The organism is Rheinheimera sediminis (genome assembly GCF_004005375.1).
Classification (GTDB): domain Bacteria; phylum Pseudomonadota; class Gammaproteobacteria; order Enterobacterales; family Alteromonadaceae; genus Pararheinheimera.
In genome coordinates this window covers 97,167-115,668 of record NZ_RZUF01000001.1, presented here as the reverse complement: position 1 = coordinate 115,668, position 18,502 = coordinate 97,167, and the positions used below count along the sequence as shown (strand labels likewise).

18 protein-coding genes are annotated in these 18,502 nt (G+C 45.0%); 10 read left to right on the top strand and 8 right to left on the bottom strand.

The features are described from left to right. Positions 1–12: 12 nt before the first annotated feature. Positions 13–564: a response regulator gene (locus EMM73_RS00470; protein ID WP_127684493.1), complete on the bottom strand. Its 552-nt coding sequence runs from the start codon at positions 562–564 to the stop codon at positions 13–15. 107 nt (positions 565–671) lie between these two features. On the opposite strand from EMM73_RS00470, the gene EMM73_RS00465 reads away from it, so the two are divergent. Genes EMM73_RS00465 through EMM73_RS00455 form a run of 3 tightly spaced genes read left to right on the top strand, consistent with a single transcriptional unit; the run spans position 672 to position 4,605 of the window. Then, positions 672–2,000: an HD domain-containing phosphohydrolase gene (locus EMM73_RS00465; protein WP_127684492.1), complete on the top strand. Its 1,329-nt coding sequence runs from the start codon at positions 672–674 to the stop codon at positions 1,998–2,000. Between the two features lie 3 nt (positions 2,001–2,003). Continuing rightward, positions 2,004–3,173, top strand: coding sequence for an FIST signal transduction protein (locus EMM73_RS00460; RefSeq protein WP_127684491.1), 1,170 nt, complete (start codon positions 2,004–2,006; stop codon positions 3,171–3,173). After that, on the top strand, positions 3,166–4,605 hold the full coding sequence (locus tag EMM73_RS00455; RefSeq protein WP_127684490.1) for a sensor histidine kinase: 1,440 nt from the start codon (positions 3,166–3,168) through the stop codon (positions 4,603–4,605). Before EMM73_RS00460 ends, EMM73_RS00455 begins: the two co-directional genes overlap by 8 nt. On the opposite strand, the gene EMM73_RS00450 is transcribed toward EMM73_RS00455, so the two are convergent. The 7 genes from EMM73_RS00450 to wecA all read right to left on the bottom strand — a co-directional run bounded on the left by EMM73_RS00450 (position 4,532) and on the right by wecA (position 11,601). Then, positions 4,532–5,854 carry a sensor histidine kinase gene (locus tag EMM73_RS00450; protein ID WP_127684489.1) on the bottom strand — a complete coding sequence of 441 codons (1,323 nt, stop codon included), beginning with the start codon at positions 5,852–5,854 and terminating at the stop codon, positions 4,532–4,534. The two genes, EMM73_RS00455 and EMM73_RS00450, sit on opposite strands and share 74 nt — an antisense overlap. Positions 5,855–5,873: 19 nt before the next feature. After that, positions 5,874–6,452: a chemotaxis protein CheC gene (locus EMM73_RS00445; RefSeq protein ID WP_127684488.1), complete on the bottom strand. Its 579-nt coding sequence runs from the start codon at positions 6,450–6,452 to the stop codon at positions 5,874–5,876. Further along, positions 6,449–6,814 (bottom strand): response regulator, encoded by a 366-nt coding sequence (locus EMM73_RS00440; protein WP_127684487.1) that lies wholly within the window; start codon positions 6,812–6,814, stop codon positions 6,449–6,451. Before EMM73_RS00440 ends, EMM73_RS00445 begins: the two co-directional genes overlap by 4 nt. Positions 6,815–7,007: 193 nt before the next feature. Then, a complete protein-coding gene (locus tag EMM73_RS00435) occupies positions 7,008–8,186 on the bottom strand; it encodes a polysaccharide pyruvyl transferase family protein (protein WP_127684486.1) in 1,179 nt (392 codons plus the stop codon). Next, the gene (locus tag EMM73_RS00430) at positions 8,179–9,216 is read right to left on the bottom strand and encodes a nitroreductase family protein (protein ID WP_127684485.1); all 1,038 of its coding nucleotides are present in this window, start codon (positions 9,214–9,216) and stop codon (positions 8,179–8,181) included. The genes EMM73_RS00435 and EMM73_RS00430 overlap by 8 nt, the downstream gene beginning before the upstream one ends. Then, positions 9,213–10,541 carry a flippase gene (locus EMM73_RS00425; protein WP_127684484.1) on the bottom strand — a complete coding sequence of 443 codons (1,329 nt, stop codon included), beginning with the start codon at positions 10,539–10,541 and terminating at the stop codon, positions 9,213–9,215. The genes EMM73_RS00430 and EMM73_RS00425 overlap by 4 nt, the downstream gene beginning before the upstream one ends. Beyond that, the gene (gene wecA, locus EMM73_RS00420) at positions 10,534–11,601 is read right to left on the bottom strand and encodes a UDP-N-acetylglucosamine--undecaprenyl-phosphate N-acetylglucosaminephosphotransferase (protein ID WP_186435077.1); all 1,068 of its coding nucleotides are present in this window, start codon (positions 11,599–11,601) and stop codon (positions 10,534–10,536) included. Before wecA ends, EMM73_RS00425 begins: the two co-directional genes overlap by 8 nt. Between wecA and EMM73_RS00415 the strand changes: the two genes are divergently transcribed. The 7 genes from EMM73_RS00415 to EMM73_RS00385 all read left to right on the top strand — a co-directional run bounded on the left by EMM73_RS00415 (position 11,600) and on the right by EMM73_RS00385 (position 17,905). After that, on the top strand, positions 11,600–11,812 hold the full coding sequence (locus tag EMM73_RS00415) for a hypothetical protein (protein WP_127684483.1): 213 nt from the start codon (positions 11,600–11,602) through the stop codon (positions 11,810–11,812). The two genes, wecA and EMM73_RS00415, sit on opposite strands and share 2 nt — an antisense overlap. A gap of 94 nt (positions 11,813–11,906) precedes the next feature. Beyond that, complete coding sequence (locus tag EMM73_RS00410) at positions 11,907–12,953, top strand: glycosyltransferase family 4 protein (protein ID WP_127684482.1); 1,047 nt, start codon at positions 11,907–11,909, stop codon at positions 12,951–12,953. A gap of 27 nt (positions 12,954–12,980) precedes the next feature. Beyond that, the gene (locus tag EMM73_RS00405) at positions 12,981–13,706 is read left to right on the top strand and encodes a WecB/TagA/CpsF family glycosyltransferase (protein WP_127684481.1); all 726 of its coding nucleotides are present in this window, start codon (positions 12,981–12,983) and stop codon (positions 13,704–13,706) included. A 42-nt stretch (positions 13,707–13,748) separates the two neighbouring features. Continuing rightward, positions 13,749–14,654, top strand: a complete 906-nt coding sequence (locus tag EMM73_RS00400) for a glycosyltransferase (protein ID WP_222422559.1) — start codon at positions 13,749–13,751, stop codon at positions 14,652–14,654. Then, complete coding sequence (locus EMM73_RS00395) at positions 14,651–15,361, top strand: hypothetical protein (RefSeq protein WP_127684480.1); 711 nt, start codon at positions 14,651–14,653, stop codon at positions 15,359–15,361. The genes EMM73_RS00400 and EMM73_RS00395 overlap by 4 nt, the downstream gene beginning before the upstream one ends. Beyond that, a complete protein-coding gene (locus EMM73_RS00390; RefSeq protein ID WP_186435076.1) occupies positions 15,361–16,653 on the top strand; it encodes an O-antigen ligase family protein in 1,293 nt (430 codons plus the stop codon). Before EMM73_RS00395 ends, EMM73_RS00390 begins: the two co-directional genes overlap by 1 nt. Then, positions 16,640–17,905 (top strand): lipopolysaccharide biosynthesis protein, encoded by a 1,266-nt coding sequence (locus EMM73_RS00385; protein WP_127684478.1) that lies wholly within the window; start codon positions 16,640–16,642, stop codon positions 17,903–17,905. Before EMM73_RS00390 ends, EMM73_RS00385 begins: the two co-directional genes overlap by 14 nt. Positions 17,906–18,502 lie beyond the last annotated feature (597 nt).

Sequence of the window (18,502 nt, the reverse complement as noted above, 5' to 3'; positions counted from 1 at the left end):
CGATTTATTTCCTTAATCAAGCAAATGTGCTATTGACCTGAGTAACAACGCATTATCAAAAGGTTTTGCCAAAGTTGCGTTCGCTCCGGCTATTCTGGCTTGCTCCAGTTCAGCTTGACCCAAACCTGAAATCACCAGAATTTTTGTATGTGAGAGATCTGGATGCTGGCGAATAAATTTAAGTATTTCAAAACCGTTGAGTCCAGGCATCTGTAAATCCAAAGTCATTAGTCTGGGTTTATTTGCTAACAGTAGCACTCCAGCCTGAAAACCGTCCGCTGCCAGTAAAACCTCGTAGCCAGCAGCTTTCAGCACACGCTGTATAGCGTGCTGATAAGCCACTTCATCATCCACCACCAGCACGGACGTGGCCTCACTTAATTCTGGCGGCACGGGGATCCTTTGCTTTTGTAAAAATTCAATAAAATCAGCCAATACTACTCTATAATTTCCTCTACCCGGAAGTTTGAAGCCCTTTAGTTGTCCACAGGCTATCCATCGACTGACTGTGCGTTGATGCACATCACAATACTGGGCTATTTCACCTGGTGTCAAAGTTTTCATGGTGGTTTTTTGACCTTGTTCTTGCACTCAGACTGAATTTAGCATAACTTTAAGCTAAATGCGACACAAGAGACAGAAGAGACGAATTATGTCGAGCCGAGGTTCCAATGAATTCTGATCAACCACTAAGTCACGTTTCATCTGCAGCGCCGCCAGTACTTTGTGTTGATGATGAAATCAGTATTCTCAAGTCGTTACATCGTTTACTGGCCAGTAGCGGCTTAGAGGTAGTGACTGCTGCCGGAGGGGAGCAGGCCTTGTCTCTGATGGATAAACAAGAATTTTCGGTCATTATCAGTGACATGCGCATGCCTGGTATGACCGGAGAAGAGTTTTTGCAAATTGCCGCTCAAAAAGCTCCGGACAGTCAGCGTTTGGTGTTAACAGGCTATGCCGATATAAGCTCTACCATCATCGCTATTAACAGAGGACAAATCCAGCGTTACATTCAAAAACCCTGGCGTAATGAGGAGCTGATAGTACAGGTCAAAGACTCGGTAGAAAAGTACCAGTTGGTCAAGCAAAACAGAGAGTTGCAAACCAAACTGAGTATTCAGAACAGTAAATTAAAAGAGATGAATCTTCAGCTTGAGCAACATGTGACCAAGCGAACCAGCCAGTTACGAAATGTGTTGAAGCAGCTAGAGAAAGAGCATCAATCTTTACTGGACTTATTGTTTAACTTTATTAGCATTAATCCTAATTTGAACGGCCATTTTGCTCAGCACATCGCCAGAACCTGTCATTTGCTATGTGTACATTTGCAGCTTGAGCCAAAAGAGAAACAGCAAATTGTTATGGCGGGTTTACTGTCCCAGCTTGGCTTACTTGGAATGGACACTGCGCTTTACAATAAACCCTTCCATGAACTGGACGGTTCTGAGCGGCAGCAGTTTTTGACACATCCAGCTATGGCCCAGTTAATGCTATTGCCTGCAACTCATCTGGCTCTGATGTCGGATGCAATTTACCATCAGTTTGAGCGTTATAACGGCTCGGGTAGCCCAGACCATCTGGTCGGAACCGATATACCTCTGGGAGCTCGCATTATTGCGTTAGCCAGAGACTTTTGGCTAATGTTGGAGAAGCTTGGCGCCCATAATGACAGCGATTTTTCTAACGTGGTACAGCAGTTAAAAATGCAACAAGGCAGCTCGTACGACCCTGTGCTACTGCAGATACTGTCCACTTTGTCGTCAGACGAGTTGTTTGGTGCAGAAATAGTATCTTCTTCGCATAAGGAGCTGACGATAGAGCAGCTTGAAAAAGGCATGGTGCTGGAACGGCCTTTATACAATGAAAACAAAGTTTTACTTTTGCCCCGAGGTCACGTTCTGACTGACGCTAGTATTGCTAAATTGCGTCAGATTGAATCAAGAAGACAGAAAAAGTGGCTGTTTTTAGTCTCATCAGCTAAGGCTAGTGTGGAGTCTTAATCTATGTTTGAAATAAAAACTGCATATAGCAAAGCAAAGGAACCAGACGCTATGTTGCGAGATCTGGAGAGTCAGCTCGGTAAGCAAAAGTTTGATTTTGGTTTAGTGATGGGGCACCACAGCAGGATCCGAATTCTTCCTGAATTATCTTTGACTGATTATGCTGAGCAATGGCTGGGCGGTAGCTCCTGCTTAGGTGTGATGACTGAACAAGGGGTATTTTTAGATCAGGACAGTCTTGCTGTTTTGATGATTACTGATGAGAATGGCCACTATGGCAGTGGCAGTGCTGTGATAGAAGGTCAGGACATCGCGAAGGCAACCCGAGTTGCGCTGGAAGCGGCCTTAAACAAAGCAGGACGTCCTTATGAAGTGCCAAAGTTAGTCTGGTGTATGCAGCCACCCGGCACCGAAGAAGTGGTGTTGTTAGAAATAGAACGGATGCTGGGTAAAAAAGTGCCGGTGTATGGCGGCAGTAGCGCGGACGACGATGTTTCAGGTCAGTGGTTGCAGTTTGACGGACAATCGATTTATCAGGAAGCTATTGTGATAGCCGTCTTTTACCCATCCGTGGCTATTAGCCACTTTTTTCACTCAGGTTATATTCCAACAGAATCCAGAGGTATAGTGACCAAGGCTCAGGGGCGCTTATTGCAAGAGATAGACGAAAAACCAGCTATTGAGGTTTATAGTAGTTGGTTAAACAGGCGTATTCATAGTAATTACATGCAAGAGACAACTCTCAGCCCTCTGGGGTCTATTATCGAACAAGAGCAATTGGGTATTCCTTTGTATATGCTCAGTTTACCCACCAATTTTCATGCTGATGGCAGCATAGAGTTATTCGCGGAAGTGCAGCAAGGTAAAGAGCTTTGTCTGATGACCAGTGAAATTCCCCGGCTGCTGAGTCGGGCCGGCACTATGTGCGAATGTGCCCGAAGTTCATTACCCGAACAAAAGGTAAGCGGAGGTATAGTTATATTTTGTGGTGCTTGTTTGCTGAGTATCAAAGAACAGATTTCAGTGGTTCACACTAATGTACTTGAAGCTTTGAATGGCGCGCCTTTTTTAATAGCTTTTACTTTTGGCGAACAGGGGTATGCTGTTGACCAAACGAACAGACATGGGAATCTGATGTACGCTACCGTCTTGTTCGGAGAAGTAGATGGCTGACATTGAAAAGCTAAGAGAAAAAGTTCTGGAGCTGACCTTTGAAAGAGATAATGCGCTACTGCATGTAAGATTGAATCAGCTTCTGCAAAAAGGCCTGGATGCTATTCTGGGATCAGATACGCTGGAGGATACCTTTGCTAAGTTTTTTGGCGTCATGGCTGAGTGCGTGCAATTTGATACTGCGGTGTTACTCAGATTAGAGCCAGAACATTTTACGCTGATAGCCAGTCAACATGCGCCGGACTGGCCAAGTCAAGCGAATTTAGGAACTGAAAGTTTAGCCGGTATTTTATCGAAGAGAAATGTCGTGGCCATCTTTAACCTTGGTCTGTTACCTCGTTGGGGCGAATCAACACTGCATTGGTGGCCTGGAGTTCACTCAGCATTATTTCAGAGTATCCAGACCAGAGATCAACGATTCCTATTGATATTAGGCTCCTATTCTATCTCTGCTTTTGGTCCGTCTGATGAACGTATTGTCAGTCAGTTCATTAGTTTTGTCGCCAGTACTATTGCCAGTGTTGAAAACAAGAAATTGTATCTGAGCTCCCAGGCTCTGAAAGACCGCCAGCATCGAATAGAGCAAAGTTTGCTTCATTCAGAGAAAATGGCCTCTTTGGGGCAGCTGGCTGCCGGTGTTGCGCATGAACTAAACAACCCTATAGGTTTTTTGTTAAGCAACATTCACATGTTTGAAACCTACATGACAATCTTTAAAAATTTACTGGTGAATTATCAATTGCTTTGTGACGACCAACAGACTGAAGAGGTAAAAGAAAAAGCTAAGTTGGAAATCAAGACCCTGCGTGAGAATGAAAACATCCCTTTTTTACTTGAGGATAGCAATACTTTGATAGCAGACTCAGTTGAGGGTGCTATCAGAGTGAGGGATATAGTCCAAAGTTTAAGACGTTTTTCTCACCCTGATACTGATCAGGTGGAATTAGTGAATCTGAATGATAATCTGGAGTCGACCATTAAGATGGTCGGTGGCGAGATCAAACATTCGTTGTTACTGAACAAAAATCTGTATCCTGCAGCCTTGTATGTCACAGGTAAATCGAACCAGATCAGTAGGGTATTTTTAAATATCATTGTCAATGCCAGTCAAGCTATTCAGCATGACCATGGTGAATTGATCATAAGCTCTGGTATAGCGGGGCAGGAGGCTTGGGTCTCTTTTCGGGATAATGGAATGGGGATCGCAGCTGAGCATATCACCAAAGTGTTTGACCCTTTTTTCACCACTAAGACGGTAGGCACTGGCACCGGACTTGGTTTATCCCTTTGTCACAGTATTATGATGGAGCACAGCGGTCGGATTGACGTTGAGAGTGAGCTAGGGCTGTATAGTCGTTTTACAGTATATTTTCCACTGACGAATCAGCTTCAGGCTGCTCCTCATGCTGCTGGTGCAAAGGCAATAAAATAGTAAACTCTGCGCCTTGGCCTATCTGGCTCTGCACACTAATTTTACCTTTATGCTTTTGTACTATGCTGTAAGACAGTGAAAGACCCAGACCTGTGCCTGCTCCGACGGCTTTCGTGGTAAAAAATGGGTCAAAAATCTTATTTAAATGCTGCACTTCTATGCCAGGACCAGTGTCCCGAATACTGACTTTTGCGAAATCCCCTTCAGTGGCAATATCTATGTAAATAAAGCCCATCTGCTCCATAGCTTGTGCTGCGTTGAGCAGAATATTCATAAAAACCTGATTGATCTGCATCGACTGGCAATAGACCAGCGGCATATCCTTTTGGTAGTTTTTATGTACTTCAGCCTTATATTTAAGTTCATTGTTGATGATTCGTAAGGTACTTTCTATACCATCGATCAGATTCGTCTCTTTCCATTCAGAACTATCGACATGAGAAAATTCGCGCAAACTTTTTACGATCGACATCACTCTGCCAGTGCCCTCTAAAGACTCAGTGATAAGCTCTGGCATGTCCTGCAGTAAGAAATTCAGGTTACGTTGTTTGCCAAAATCTGCAAATTGTTTAGATAATTCAGCTGAATTACTTTGTGAGATCAGTGAGCCTGCGAAGTTGATTGCCTGGATCAGGCTTTCGCAGTAATGCTGCAAAGTTTCCATGTTAGAAGAGATGAACCCAATAGGATTATTGATTTCGTGGGCTACTCCAGCAGCTAACTGGCCTATAGACGCCATTTTTTCTGCCTGCAACAGTTGATTATGTGCCTCTTCTAGTTTTCTGATTAATTCAGCCTGAGCTTTGTGTTCCTCTTCAAGTTGACTAAGCGCTTGTTTCAACGCCAGGGAGTATGAGGCTGTGGTCGTTGCGTCCATAATGGCAATAAACAGATAACTCACATCACCTGCTGTGTTTGTAATAGGCAAAATCTCCATGTTTTGATACATGAGTTCTTCATGCCCTGTGACTGGCCTGGAGCTTTTAAAATGAAAAATATGTGGACGTTGTTCCCAGTAACTGAAGCTGGTATTTTTTAGCACGAGAACTGAATCAAGTTTTCTTTTCAGGAATTTACTTTGCTCCGGGAAGAGTTCAAGTAGGTTTTTCCCCAAGGCTTGCTCAGGCACTAGTTGCAAACGTTCAGAAAAAAAATCATTCCACAGAAGAATAGTGTAATCCGTACTAACTAAACACGCGCCTATAGGTAATTGCCTGATTAGTTGCAAAGCTAACTTATCATCTATCATAGGCCCCCCTTGACCGCTGTTACTGCAGCAGCATGTCTAAATGGTTTTTTAAAGGTAACAAAGAGTCTTGCTTTAAACAGATCAGTATCTCTGCATTGAAGCTGCTCTGTGGTATTTGAAAGCAAATTTCCATCAACAAAGCTTGTTGCCAGCTCAGTTGCTCAATACAAATGGAGGCCGGGTTAAGCAATACGGGGGCTGCAAGTTGGATTTTAAAATTGAGCTGAGAGATCAGGCCATGCAGACAGGCGCCGGCCAATATATTGGTTAGCTCCAGCATGAGCTCCTGTTTTTCGTGTTCGACCAGCGGAATGTCGTAGTTCATTAATTCTGCAATGGCGGCATTATCACCGTCTGACATCAGAGATATCATTTCGCCACTCAGCTCACCGAGGAATGATTGTTGCGCAAGTTGTTGATCCGGATTTTTGAGGCGCTCTATAAAATGGTCGCTGCTACTTTGCTTGATCGAAGGAATAGACAAGTGCACCTGGGTTTGTATGAGCCGTGCAAGAGCATCTGCAGCTTGCCCCATAGAGATATTCAATACCTCTTGCAGCGCATCTTTTTGCTCTTCAGATATGAAGTAGCTGCTCATAACAAACCAAGCTCTTTGAGGGTTTGGCCTAGTAAAGCAGGTTCAAGTGGCTTTTTCAAAAATCTGAACGCGCCAAGAGCGTTAACTAGAGCTTGAGCCTCAGGTTGAATATCAGCGCTGATCACTATAACCACGGCTTTTTCATGATGCTGCTTAAGATAAGTGAGCACCTGATATCCATCCATTTCAGGCATTTGGAGGTCAAGAAATAGCACCTCTGCCAGACCATTTTCAACAGCGGTGATTGCTTCTTTACCATTAGTAGCCTCGCAAATGCTGACTTCCCATTCCGGAGGTAAGGCGCGCCTTATTGTTTTTCGAGACAGCGCAGAATCATCTGCAATAGTAATTGGTATAGCCATATACAGCTCCTTTAATTTTAACTAAAGCTTAGACCAATAAATGGAAATGTGAAAATATTGAAATGTATTTTTCTCGAAAAGTTTGAAAACAGTGATTAAATGAAAAAACTGATAAGGGAAGTTGCAGCCTGCTATGCAATCGCCTGCAGGGTGCAACTCCATTGATACATCTTTTAAGCCTCATTAATTGAGGTTAACTGCTAAAATATTTATCCAGCGTGTTATACAACCCCTGCCACATAGTCTGATTTTTTTGTTTAAGTTTAGCAGCATTTTCTGCCAGACGAGGTGCTATCTCTTGCTGTTCAGCCAGCAACTGACTGACCTTTTGGGTCAGACTAACAGCAGAAAGTTGCTCTAAACAATAATCCGCCATGCCAAAATCTGACATCATGGCGTGGTACTTATGGCTCCAGCTGGTGGCAATACAAGGTACACCCTGACTCAGCGCATTAATAGCACCGTGGAAACGTGAGCTGATTGCTACAGAGCTTTGGCCGATAAAGGCTTTAACAGCCAAGGGGTCTTCAATCTGAATAATCTCACAAGGCGCTAAGCGGGCAATTTCCTGACACAACAGCTGATCTTCTTTGCCTTCATGATTGACCAGAACTACTGCATAACCCAACTCTACTAATTGATTCGCGGCGGCAGCAAAAGCTTCAACATAGTTGGTGCGCTCAGCTTCAGCATTAGCGTGGTTAAACTTAGACACTACTTTGCTGTTTGGGATCAGAGCTGCAAATTTACCTTCAATTTCAGGTAATGCCGCGCTGCTGTGGCCTTTTAAACCCACAGTAAAGTCAGGCGTTAACTTGACGGTATCCGGCAGATTGGCTTCACAACTTTGTAAATGGCTGAAGGACACAGGGTCACGCACATAAATCAGTGCAGCGCTGTGAATAATATCGCGCATCGCCGCTTTACTTTCGTCACTGCTAAAAGGCCCAAAAGCCTGAGGCATAAAGACAAAAGGCTTGCCTGCCTCCTTAAAACGTTTGACTTCACGGGCGGTATTTTGCAGAAACTTCAAAGGCCACTGATCGCCATACGCAAAACCGCTGGCTTCTAAAATCACGTCGACATCACGTTCAGTCACCATGCCATAACGTTTCATCAGATTTCGTAATGATACAGGCAATTTACCGAACCATGGGGTTAAATCCAGAGCTTTACGGCGAAATGATACCTTTTGCCAGGCACCTAATAATGCTCGTTCGCGGTAGGGCAGGTTAGGGCCAGGCGATAACACCAACTCGGTATTGTTTAAGGTTTTTAAGCCCTGTAAGCAAGCCAGCAACATCAGGTAAGCGCCTTTATTGCGGAACTGCACCCCTTTGATTTCGACTAATAGGGCTTTTGATTCAGACATAAGTTAATAACTCCGTAGCGGTTTTCTTCTCGGAGTGAGGGATCAACGCCTGCGGATCAGGGTAACCCACAGCAATCAGCATCACGACTCGTTCGAAAGGTTGTAATTTCAGTAGGCGGCCAATTTTGGCTTCGTAGTTTTCTATATCAGGCCAGTTGATGGAACAGGAGGCCAGACCCATAGTCTCTAACGCCAGCATCAGTTGCATATTGGATAAGCTGGCGTCGATATAAATCACGTGGCGGTCGCGCTCAAAAGGATAAGCACTTAAATCACCAACCACAGCAAGCAGCGCTGGAATGCCATTGGCATAACCCACAGTACCCATAGGTAAGTTGGCTAACTTGTTTAGCATCTCGCCTTCAGTGGCGGCGATATAACGAAAGGGCTGACGGTTACAGGCACTGGGTGCCTGAGCTGCAGCGGCAACTGCTTGTTCAAGAACTATTCTAGGCACGCTCTGAGGTAAAAAGGTACGGACTGAACAGCGCTGCTGGCACAAAATCAAAAACTGCTCGTAGCTGATGTCAGCCCGTGGTCTTTGTACATAAGGTGCTGGTGCAGAAGGACGGCTTTGTGCTAAACGTGGTGCTATCTGTGCTTTTAAGGCGGCAAAAATCACAGGTTGACTGGCACCCTCCGGCCACTCTGTCACAGAGAAGTAGCTGTCCATCACATCGTGACAGTATTTCAGCAGTACTAAATCCAATGCCTGATGATCGGCCAACAGGTTTTGCAATGCAGTTAAAGTCTCATCAATATAATCCAACGCAAACAATGACTTGCGCGGAACCATACTTAAACCTTTTTCCAGCCGATGAATATTACGGCGTAAAATTACTGTCGCTATACTGCTACTTTCTTCATGCAGGTGATAGTGATGACGGCCCGCCGCTGTGGCATGTTGCTCACGGCGAAAATGCGGGTTAAAAAATGCGTAATACAGCGTTGCCGCCAGACGGCTTTTGGCTGCGTAAGGTAATAAGACCTTATCGAGCTTTTGCCTGATTTGTTGGAGTTGTTTTTTCATACCGTCTCTTTCTCTACCACCACACCGGATTTGTTTACCTTGATCAGTTGCCACAACTGACGACGGGTTCTGCCGGAAAAAAATAAAAAGAAAAATGAAGCGTAGGCATAAGAAATCAGCGTTGCCCAGGCCGCACCATCAATGCCCATAATGGGGATGAGCCACCAGTTCAGCAGTACGTTTAACACTGCCCCTACGCCATGACTGGCCAGAGACAAAGGCTCCTGACCGGTAATAATTAAATGTTGTCCTATCAGGTAACGGATAAAAATAAACACACCGGCCCAGATATGAATTTGCAGTACTGAAATACCTGCCTGAAACTTGTCACCAAAGATCAGTGGCACCAAAGGAGGAGCCACAATAAATACAACCACAGCTATAGTCAGCGCCATTGCAAAAAAGTAACCGCAATATTTGCGCAATAGTAATAAGTAACCTGACCAGCTGCCCTGATGGCTTTTCAGAAGCTCAGGATAATATCGCACTGCCAATGTCGCTGGTATGACATACCACAGTTCTGAAATACGGCTGACAGCAGCGTAAACACCAGCGGCTTCAATATCAAGCAGGCGTTCAATCATAATCAGATCAATACGCAGATAGACCACAGATAAAATACCAGAGACCCATAACCAGCTGGAACGGCGTAATAAGTCTTTGGCGTGCTGCCAGTTAAACCAGGCTGGGGTTAAACGGCCCGTTTCTGCTTTTGCCTTTGTGCTGTGGCTTTTATAAATCTGATACTGCAGCACGCCTGTCGCTGCAAACTCCAGACCTACAATCCAAAATAAAGCGCCTATACCTAAGCCATACCAAAGTACTGCTAATTTAGCGGCCAGACCTAAAATGCCCAGTCCCAATTTGCTGTAGGCGAGGGTACGGAAATGGCCTAAATAATTCTGGTGGTATTCAAATAAAATAAAAGCATTAAACAACTGGCCGACGAAAAGCACCGCGGCGCCCAACTGATAAGGTTCAAATTCTGTGGGCAGATACCAGCTAAAAGCAACAAACATCAATGCAGCGAATACAAAGCCTGCTATTAATCGAAGCCAGGTTGCGGTAAATAAGATTTGCTGGCCTGTGCGCGGGTCAGTGGCAGACTGCACCGACTTTTGCACCAGATTGTTTAAGCCTAAATTGGCTAAGGGAGCTAAAAATGCACTCCAGGTCATCACAATAGCGTAATAGCCCGTGGCTTCCGGCCCCAGCATGCGCGCCACAATAATAGTGATTAACGCCCCTGCAGCCAGCTTAACTAAACGTTCACCCAATAAAGCAACAGCCTTGGCTTTGGCGATTTTAACTAAAAACTTAACCACGACGTTTCGCTTTGTAACGTTTTATCGCTCTGCTAATACGCCAAATATGCTGCAAAGTGTATGAATAAACACTGAACACTAGCAGGAATAGTATCAACATAATCAGATCCGGTATGACCAGGTACTCGCCAATAATTCCCAAGGTGGCCAACATACAAGAGAAGCTAGTGATCACGACTAATGCCTGACGGGAATTTAAGCCAAGACGTAAGAAGATATGATGCAAATGTTCACGGTCTGCTAAAAAGGGCGACTGACCTTTACGAATACGGCGCAGCATAATAGCCACCATATCCATCAGCGGCACTGCAATCACCCACAAGGCAGTGACAGGGCGAAAACTAGCGGAATCACTTTGCGTGCCTATGATTAGCAGCCAAATTACGGTCAATCCGATTAGCATACTGCCGGCATCACCCATAAAAATTTTGCCTTTGCCTTTTCCTACTATATCCAGGTTAAACAGCAAATACGGGATAAGTGCAAACACCAGTATCATAGGCAAAACAGCTTGTTCCAGTTGTCCGCCTATGCCCATCATCAGAGTAACAGAGACAAAAGTGACACCACTGAGCATGCCGGCCAGACCGTCTATACCATCAATCATATTAAAGGCGTTAATTGCGGCAATAACGGCGATCAAAGTGACAGGAATGCCGAGGTAGCCCAGATTTACATCGCCCAGAGCAAACAAATTACCTAAATTGCCCAGATGCAGTTGCAGGCCGTAGACCATGGCGGAGCCAATCAGTAGTTGGACACAAAGCCGTAATTTAACGCTAAGGTCTATAAAGTCATCAAATACGCCCAAAATGACAATAGTGCCGCCACACAGCAGGTAATAATAGTGAATATCTTCCGGCAGCCCGAACCAGGCCAGGGTAAGTCCTACGCCGATGAATATAGAAATACCGCCTATCAGTGGCACAGAACCTGTGTGCTGTTTACGGCCCGCGGGTTTATCTACCAATCCCACTTTGACGGAGAGGGGGATCAAAATAAAAATGGCAGTCAGAGTGAGAACAAAAGTGGTGATAAACAGCTGCAGATGTTCTGTCATGAAGTTTCCATTGGCTTTTTTGCCTGAAATAATGCGAACCGACTCAAACGAATTTGGCCTGATTATAGGTGAAGAATGCTGTGCTGACTACGGCACGCCAGAGATAAAATTGAAAGGAATAACGACTTTGTCGGAAAATAATGCTCTAATTGTTATTTCTACCACACTTGGTATAACTGCATCAGGGACTGATGGAATTTTACGCTGTTAATCAAGGTGTTGACTAAACCTAATTCTATAGAAGAGCACAGCATTTCTGGAGTTTTCATCCCCAGAAGCCGTGCTGTTGACGCAGGATACCTACTGTGACCAAAGCAGTGTTAGTTGTTACTAATATGGGGCCTAAGCCCTCTTCGCCTTTTCAAGGCCAGTTTGTAAAGAATCAGGTGCATGCTCTGCAGAAACGCCTGGCACTGAATTATTTTTACATGAGCTGGCATAATGACAGCCCGTTGAATCGGTTGTTGAAGTACCCTGTGCTCTTTGCACAATTTTTTTGGTCTTATATTCTGAGTTTTAAAAGTTTCGATATTATTCATGTGCATTTTTATTATCCAACTATTTGGTTGGCTTTAGCTTATAAGTTTTTCCGCAAGCCTTCGGTCAAAATAGTAGTGACCTGCCATGGCAGTGACATTTATCATTATCAGCCTTTTAGTTTTTTGTATCGTTACTGCTCTGGTTATGTTGATCAGTGGATTTTTACCAGTGAAAAACTTCAGCGTAAAGCTTTTACCTCGGCTCCAAAAGCTATGGTCTTGTCCGCTGGCATAGCGCAAAATTACGCCCAAGCAAGACTGTTCGCCAGAGCTGAAAAGGATATCGACTTGCTCTATGTCGGAGCTTTAGATAAAAACAAGGGAATGGACAGGTTGATAGCGCTGTTACCTGAATTAAGAGACAAAAAAATATGTGTCGTTGGTACAGGAGTCTATCAGGCCCAATTTCAGCAACTGAGCAAAGACTATCCAAACTTACAGTTGGAGGCAGGGCAAAGTGCTGAGCAATTAAAAGAGTTGTATCAACGTAGCAAATGTTTCCTGAGCTTATCGCGCAATGAATCTTTTGGTTTGGTGATGACAGAGGCCATGGCGTGTTACACCCCTGTGATTGCTACCCTGACCGATGGTTCGACAGAGCAGTTAGGTGCAGACTCATTTTGGGTGTTAGATCAGGCAGATGAGCATGCTTTGCAGCAAAACCTGCTTAAAAAAATTCAGCAGCTATTAAGTTTGTCAGACTCAGACTATACCGCATTACAGCAGTCCGCTCATCAGCACGCAAGAAACTGCCTGGTCGATGATGTGGCCGCGAAAATACTGCAGCTGTATCAAAATTTGTTTTCTGAATAACAATCATAGAATAAGGTAAATACAAGTATGACAGTTCAACCTGAAGTGGTACCAGTTGGTGGCATTGGGGTGATGGCGTTCAGCAATATGGCGGAATTGGTCAACTACATTATCGGGGACGACGGAAGTATCTTTGCTGGTTCTGCGATAGCAATGAATCCGGAGAAGGTGATAGCCGCCAGTAAAAACGCTGAACTGATGGCCATTTTGAATAACGCTGATATTCGCTATGCGGACGGCATGGGCGTAGTGAAAGTGATGCGGCGTAAATTAGGCCGTAAAGTAGAACGTATTCCTGGTTGTGAGCTTTGGCAGGCATTGATGGCCAAGGCTGCTGTCACTAAGACACCGGTATTTTTAGTCGGGGCCAAGCCTCAGGTTATGACTGAAACCTTAGAAAAACTGCGGGCTATGGGCGTCAACGTGGTTGCATCGCAGGACGGTTACTTTAAAGATGAAAACGAGCTGATCAGCCGTATAGCTCAGAGTGGTGCCAGAATAGTCACAGTAGCTATGGGATCGCCAAAGCAAGAGATTTTTATTGGTAAATGCCAGCAACAATTGCCCGATGCTTATTACATGGGGGTGGGCGGAACTTACGACGTGTTCACTGGGCATGTGCAACGAGCGCCTGCTTTGTGGTGTAAGTTACATTTAGAGTGGGCTTATCGCTTATTGTCTCAGCCGTCCCGCATTGGTCGTCAAACTAATCTACTGACGTATGCCTGGCTGTATTTAACCAATAAACTCTGATCATATAACTATTAAAGAAAACGAATCACAGAGAGAAACTCAGTGCAGCAACAGTCCGACTTACCTATGATCAGCGTTTACATGCCCACTTTTAACAGGGTTGATATGGTGCAGCGTGCCATTGCTTCGGTACTGCAGCAAGATTACCCATGTCTCGAGTTATTGGTTGTAGATGATGCTTCTACAGACAGCACTTGGGCTACGTTAAACCGGCTGTACTCTGACGAACCACGTGTGCGGTTGTTCCGCCAGGACAAGGGCCAGGGCGCTTGTGCCGCACGCAATCTTGCGATCACTCAAGCCAAAGGTGAATTTGTCACCGGCCTGGACGATGATGACGAGTTCTTGCCCAACCGCCTGAGTTCGCTATTTCAAGCCTATGACGATCAATATGCCTTTGTATGTTCGAGCTATTTTTGGGACTACGGTACTGTGCGTAAACAGCTGTATCCGGATTCAGCTATTGTGGGTTTAAATGAGCTATTGGATGTCCACTGTTTATCCAATCAGGTTTTGGTTAAACGCAGTCGCATGTTGGCTCAAGGAGGCTTTGACACTGCTCTGGCTGCTTTTCAGGACTACGACATGTGGATCCGCTTAGTAGCCGCCTATGGTAAAGCGTTGCGTTTGGCTGAAGCCACCTATGTTGTCCATGTCGGCCATGAATTGGGCCGTATTACCACCTCACCCAAACGTCTGGTTGCACAAAGTTATTTTGTTGAAAAACATCGTCCTCTGATGAATGAGCGTAACATTCAAAACCAACAGTTTTATCGGCTGGTGATGGAGCAGCGAAAGCTCTCATTTGGTCGTCTGCTGTTTTTTTGCCGTTATGGCTTGTGGTCCACTAAAATCCGCTACTACCTGAAGCAAAAACTGCAATGGGCGATTAAACTCCGCCAGCAGCTGTTGAGCAAAGGCATGAAAGGGTTGTTTTCAAAAAAATGAGTCAGAATTTATTAGCTCAGTCCAATTTTATCAGCCTGAGCGCTGTATTGCTCAGACGGTTTTGGTTGCTGTTACTGGCTGCAGCGGTTTTAGGCGCGGCAGCCTTGTATATAGTGCAACTTAGTACCGCTGTGTCTTATCAGGCAACTGCTGTTGTCACCTTAACCGACTGGCAAACTGAACGCTTAACGCGACGTGATGATCCAAACGATAAAAATCCGGCCAATGTAGGTGGCGCTTCAGCAGATGCCATGTCCAGAGCTTTATTGTGGTTAAAAGACCCTGACTTTTTTCAGTCGCTGGCCCGTTCAGCCAATGCGCAGCAGTTAAGTGTGGAGCACAAAAGGCGCGGTAATCTGGTGACCTTGAAGTGGAAAAGCAATTCAGCGACCAATGCAGAAACTGAACTGGCGTTGGTGCTCGGACTTTGGGATCAGCGTTGGCGTCAGCAGTTTATTCAGCAAAAACAACAAGAGTTAGCGACCTTACAACAAGTTCCTATCACCGATCTGGTGCTGCAACAGCAAAACCGCACAGTGTATGAGCTCGACTACGCGAAAAAAGCTCAACCTTTTGCGTTGCACCAGTTAGAGATCCCAAAAGCACCAGAACAAAGTGAGCGTCCAGCCTTGTGGCTGATGTTATTGTTTGGTGCATTTTTTGGCTTTAGCTGCGCTTTTATTTTGTTGATGTTATGGCGGCTTTAATGCGGTTATCTGCATATTTCCAGCAGGTGTTGCCGCTGGATAAACTGATCCTGTTATTGTGCAGTTGCTATTTATTAGTGGATGCTTTTAATGGCTTTTTACTGAATCAGTTTGGCCGTAGTTTCGGTTTGTCTGCTCTGTACAAGCTGTTGATCCTGAATCTTATGCTCATCTGCTTAAGCCTGCGGACTAGAAAGGCCTTTTTGCTGTTTCCAGCCCTGTTTGTGCTGCTGGTGCCAGGGCCTTTCTATAGCTGGCTACAATTGGGCGGTTCTTTAGCTGCAGATATGGGCTTGATGCTCAAACTGATTTCTCCTTTTATCGCCTTTTATTATTTGCTCAGTCTGGCTCAGCTGGATAAAGCTTTTGCGCTGAAATCCATGCATCAGGTTTTCGTGGTTAATTATCTAATTGTATTAGTTAATTTTGTTCTTGGTGCCCTGGGTTATGGCTACACCTCTTATTTGCCGCAAGAACATCTGACTCAGGTCGATTTGGGCAGCAAAGGTTTTTTTAATGCAGCGAATGAGTTGTCTGTAGTGCTTTTGGTGTTATCCGCTTGGTTATTGCAGTACTACTGGCATCAGCAAAAGCTGTTTTTTTTGGCGGTAGCTGTTAGCTCAGTCTGGTGCGCCAGTTTAATGCTGACTAAAACGGGGTTGCTTGGAACTGCGATTTTGGTGCTGTTGATCCCGCTGATGCCGCTGCTTATCCGTCTGAACTGGTCGCGTTTGGCACTGATGGTACTGCTGTTGCTGGTTACGGCCAGCCTACTGCTGTGGCAGGCGCCTTTACTGTTAACTCAGCTGGGACTGGCTGAAAAATTACAGCACATTTATCAGCAGCAAGGTTTACTGGGTGTCTTGTTATCTAACCGCGACAAATATGCTGCAGAGATCTGGCATGTGGTGAGTTTTTATTACAGCGAAGGCCACAGATTTTTTGGGGTTGGGCTTATTGGTGTCTCAGAACATCTTTGGAAGTACTGGGCTGAGTCGGATCCTTTTGATTTATTTATGTTTTATGGTGTCGCTGGTTTGATGTTTTTTTTGTGGATTTTTATCGGTTTTATTGCTCAGAATTTAAAATTAATCCGGCTTTTTTCCAGCGATTTAGCTGCAACTTTGGTGTTGTTAAATCTGTTATTGCTGCTGGTGGCCTGTATTGCAGGTCATGTTATTAGCTCTGGGATGTTATGGCCGGTCTGGGGTTTTATCAATGCAGCGGCGTTGATCCATTGCTCTGTTGATACAACCCCAAAAAAAGTGGAGTTTGCTCATGTTACGCAGTGATTTTGCGCAAAAGCTGCTGAATAACAGCCTGGCACATGGTCTGAATTTTGGTTCCCGCTGGCTACTGAATCTGCTGGTCGCGCGACAACTGCTGGCGAACGATTTTGGAGTCTTCAGTTATGTCTACATGCTGGCCAATTTGTTTTTCCCAACCATAGCTTTTGGTGTCAGTTTTTACCTGATCCACTATTCAGCAAAGCAGCAGCAAATCAGTTTGTTATTCAACAGCCTTGTACTGAGTTTTACTGTGTTTTTGCTGTTGTGTTTTGCGGTGGTCGGTATTGATTATTGGGTCAACGACAGCGTGCCTTATTATCTGTACCTGCTGAGTTTGTTGATAGGTTTGGTTTGGGCTGTCAGTCAGGCTATATTCTGTTACCTCAAAGGCCGTCAGCAGTTTTTTGTCGAAGTAAAATCTCAGTTTATCGGCGCTTTAAGTTTGCTGGTAGTGGTGGGGTTGTTATTCGGTGGAGTGATTACAGAACTGGACGCTATGCTCGAGGCTGTGTTGCTGGCGAGTTTGCTGCCTGTGGTGATGGGGCTGAATGTGCTGTGGCCCGAGCTAAAAGCTGGCGTGGGGCCTTACTCCCGCAATTTTTTCAGCTACTTTGGCTGGCAGGATATACGACATCGGCTGCATTTTGCACTGCATGATGTATTCGCCATTATTATGACCAATATTCCTTTTATCTTTCTGGCCTTGTTCAGCACCTTGCTGGCGCTTGGGCAGTTCAGAAAACTGTTTATTTTGTTTATGCCGATCACCTTGTTACCGGTCATTTTTTCGCAGGTGTTTTTAAGCCGGTTAAGTCGACTGACCGAACTGACAGCCAAACTGCAGTTTTTCCGTAAGGTGTTTCTGTTCACTCTGCCGGTACTGTCGCTGCCTTATCTGCTGATGTGGCCGCTGGGTGACTGGTTGTATCAAATTTCCTTCAATGAAGCCTTGGATCCCAGTCATCTGTTAATGCTGCATCTGGTACTGGCAACCTTGTGGATCACTTTGCTAAAAACCTACTTTGAAGTATTGCTGACCTCATTAGGTGCGAACCATTACAAGGCCATGCTGGTGACATTGGCTGTGATCTTCACTGCTTTGGCCTATTGCTGGTTTAACTATGACTTAACAGTTGAGCTGACGGCCTGGTTATTTTTAAGCGGTAATCTGTTGATCACCTCCATGTTGGTCGTCGCTTGCTTGTGGCAAATCAGACAACAACAAAACAGTAAAGGCAGCGTCTCGCTGAGCTAATCAGTCTTCAGGTTTTTTCTGCTGTCAAAACACTATGGAAGCACAGGTGACCAGGCTGAAAACGGATTGGTTTCCTTATCAATTCACCAGGGTTTTGTATCAGCATCAAGGTACTTTTGATAGGCCAGCAAAAGTTGGTGATGGCAGGTTTAGTTCATCTGACACATCAGGTGAAAGTGGTTAACTTTCCAAGACTGGAGCAAGCTTTTCTGCAGAACAGCCAGAATCTTTGCAGCTTTGGCGCACTTTTTACCGGGAAAAAGCAGCAACCCGCAGCTATTCGAAAGCTGTTGCCGTGCTGTCAGGTTTGGCTGTGCATTTCATGTAAAGCCCGGATTTAAAATAGCATCAAGCCATTCAGCGCAACTGCAGTGTCGATTTGCTTCAGTTGGTGCAGGATAAAACAAGACCCCGGGTGTATCAGCCAAATCGATCTTATCCATCCTCAGTGCTGGATGCTGTGTAGCATGCCAACGCTATTTCACAGAAGTTCATCAGCCAAATCAATGCCGCTGCTTTACTATTACCGAGGCGGGTAGATTATGTTGTGGAGTAGCAAAAGCGACTGGCGTTTTTGCCAGAAGTAGAATCAACAAC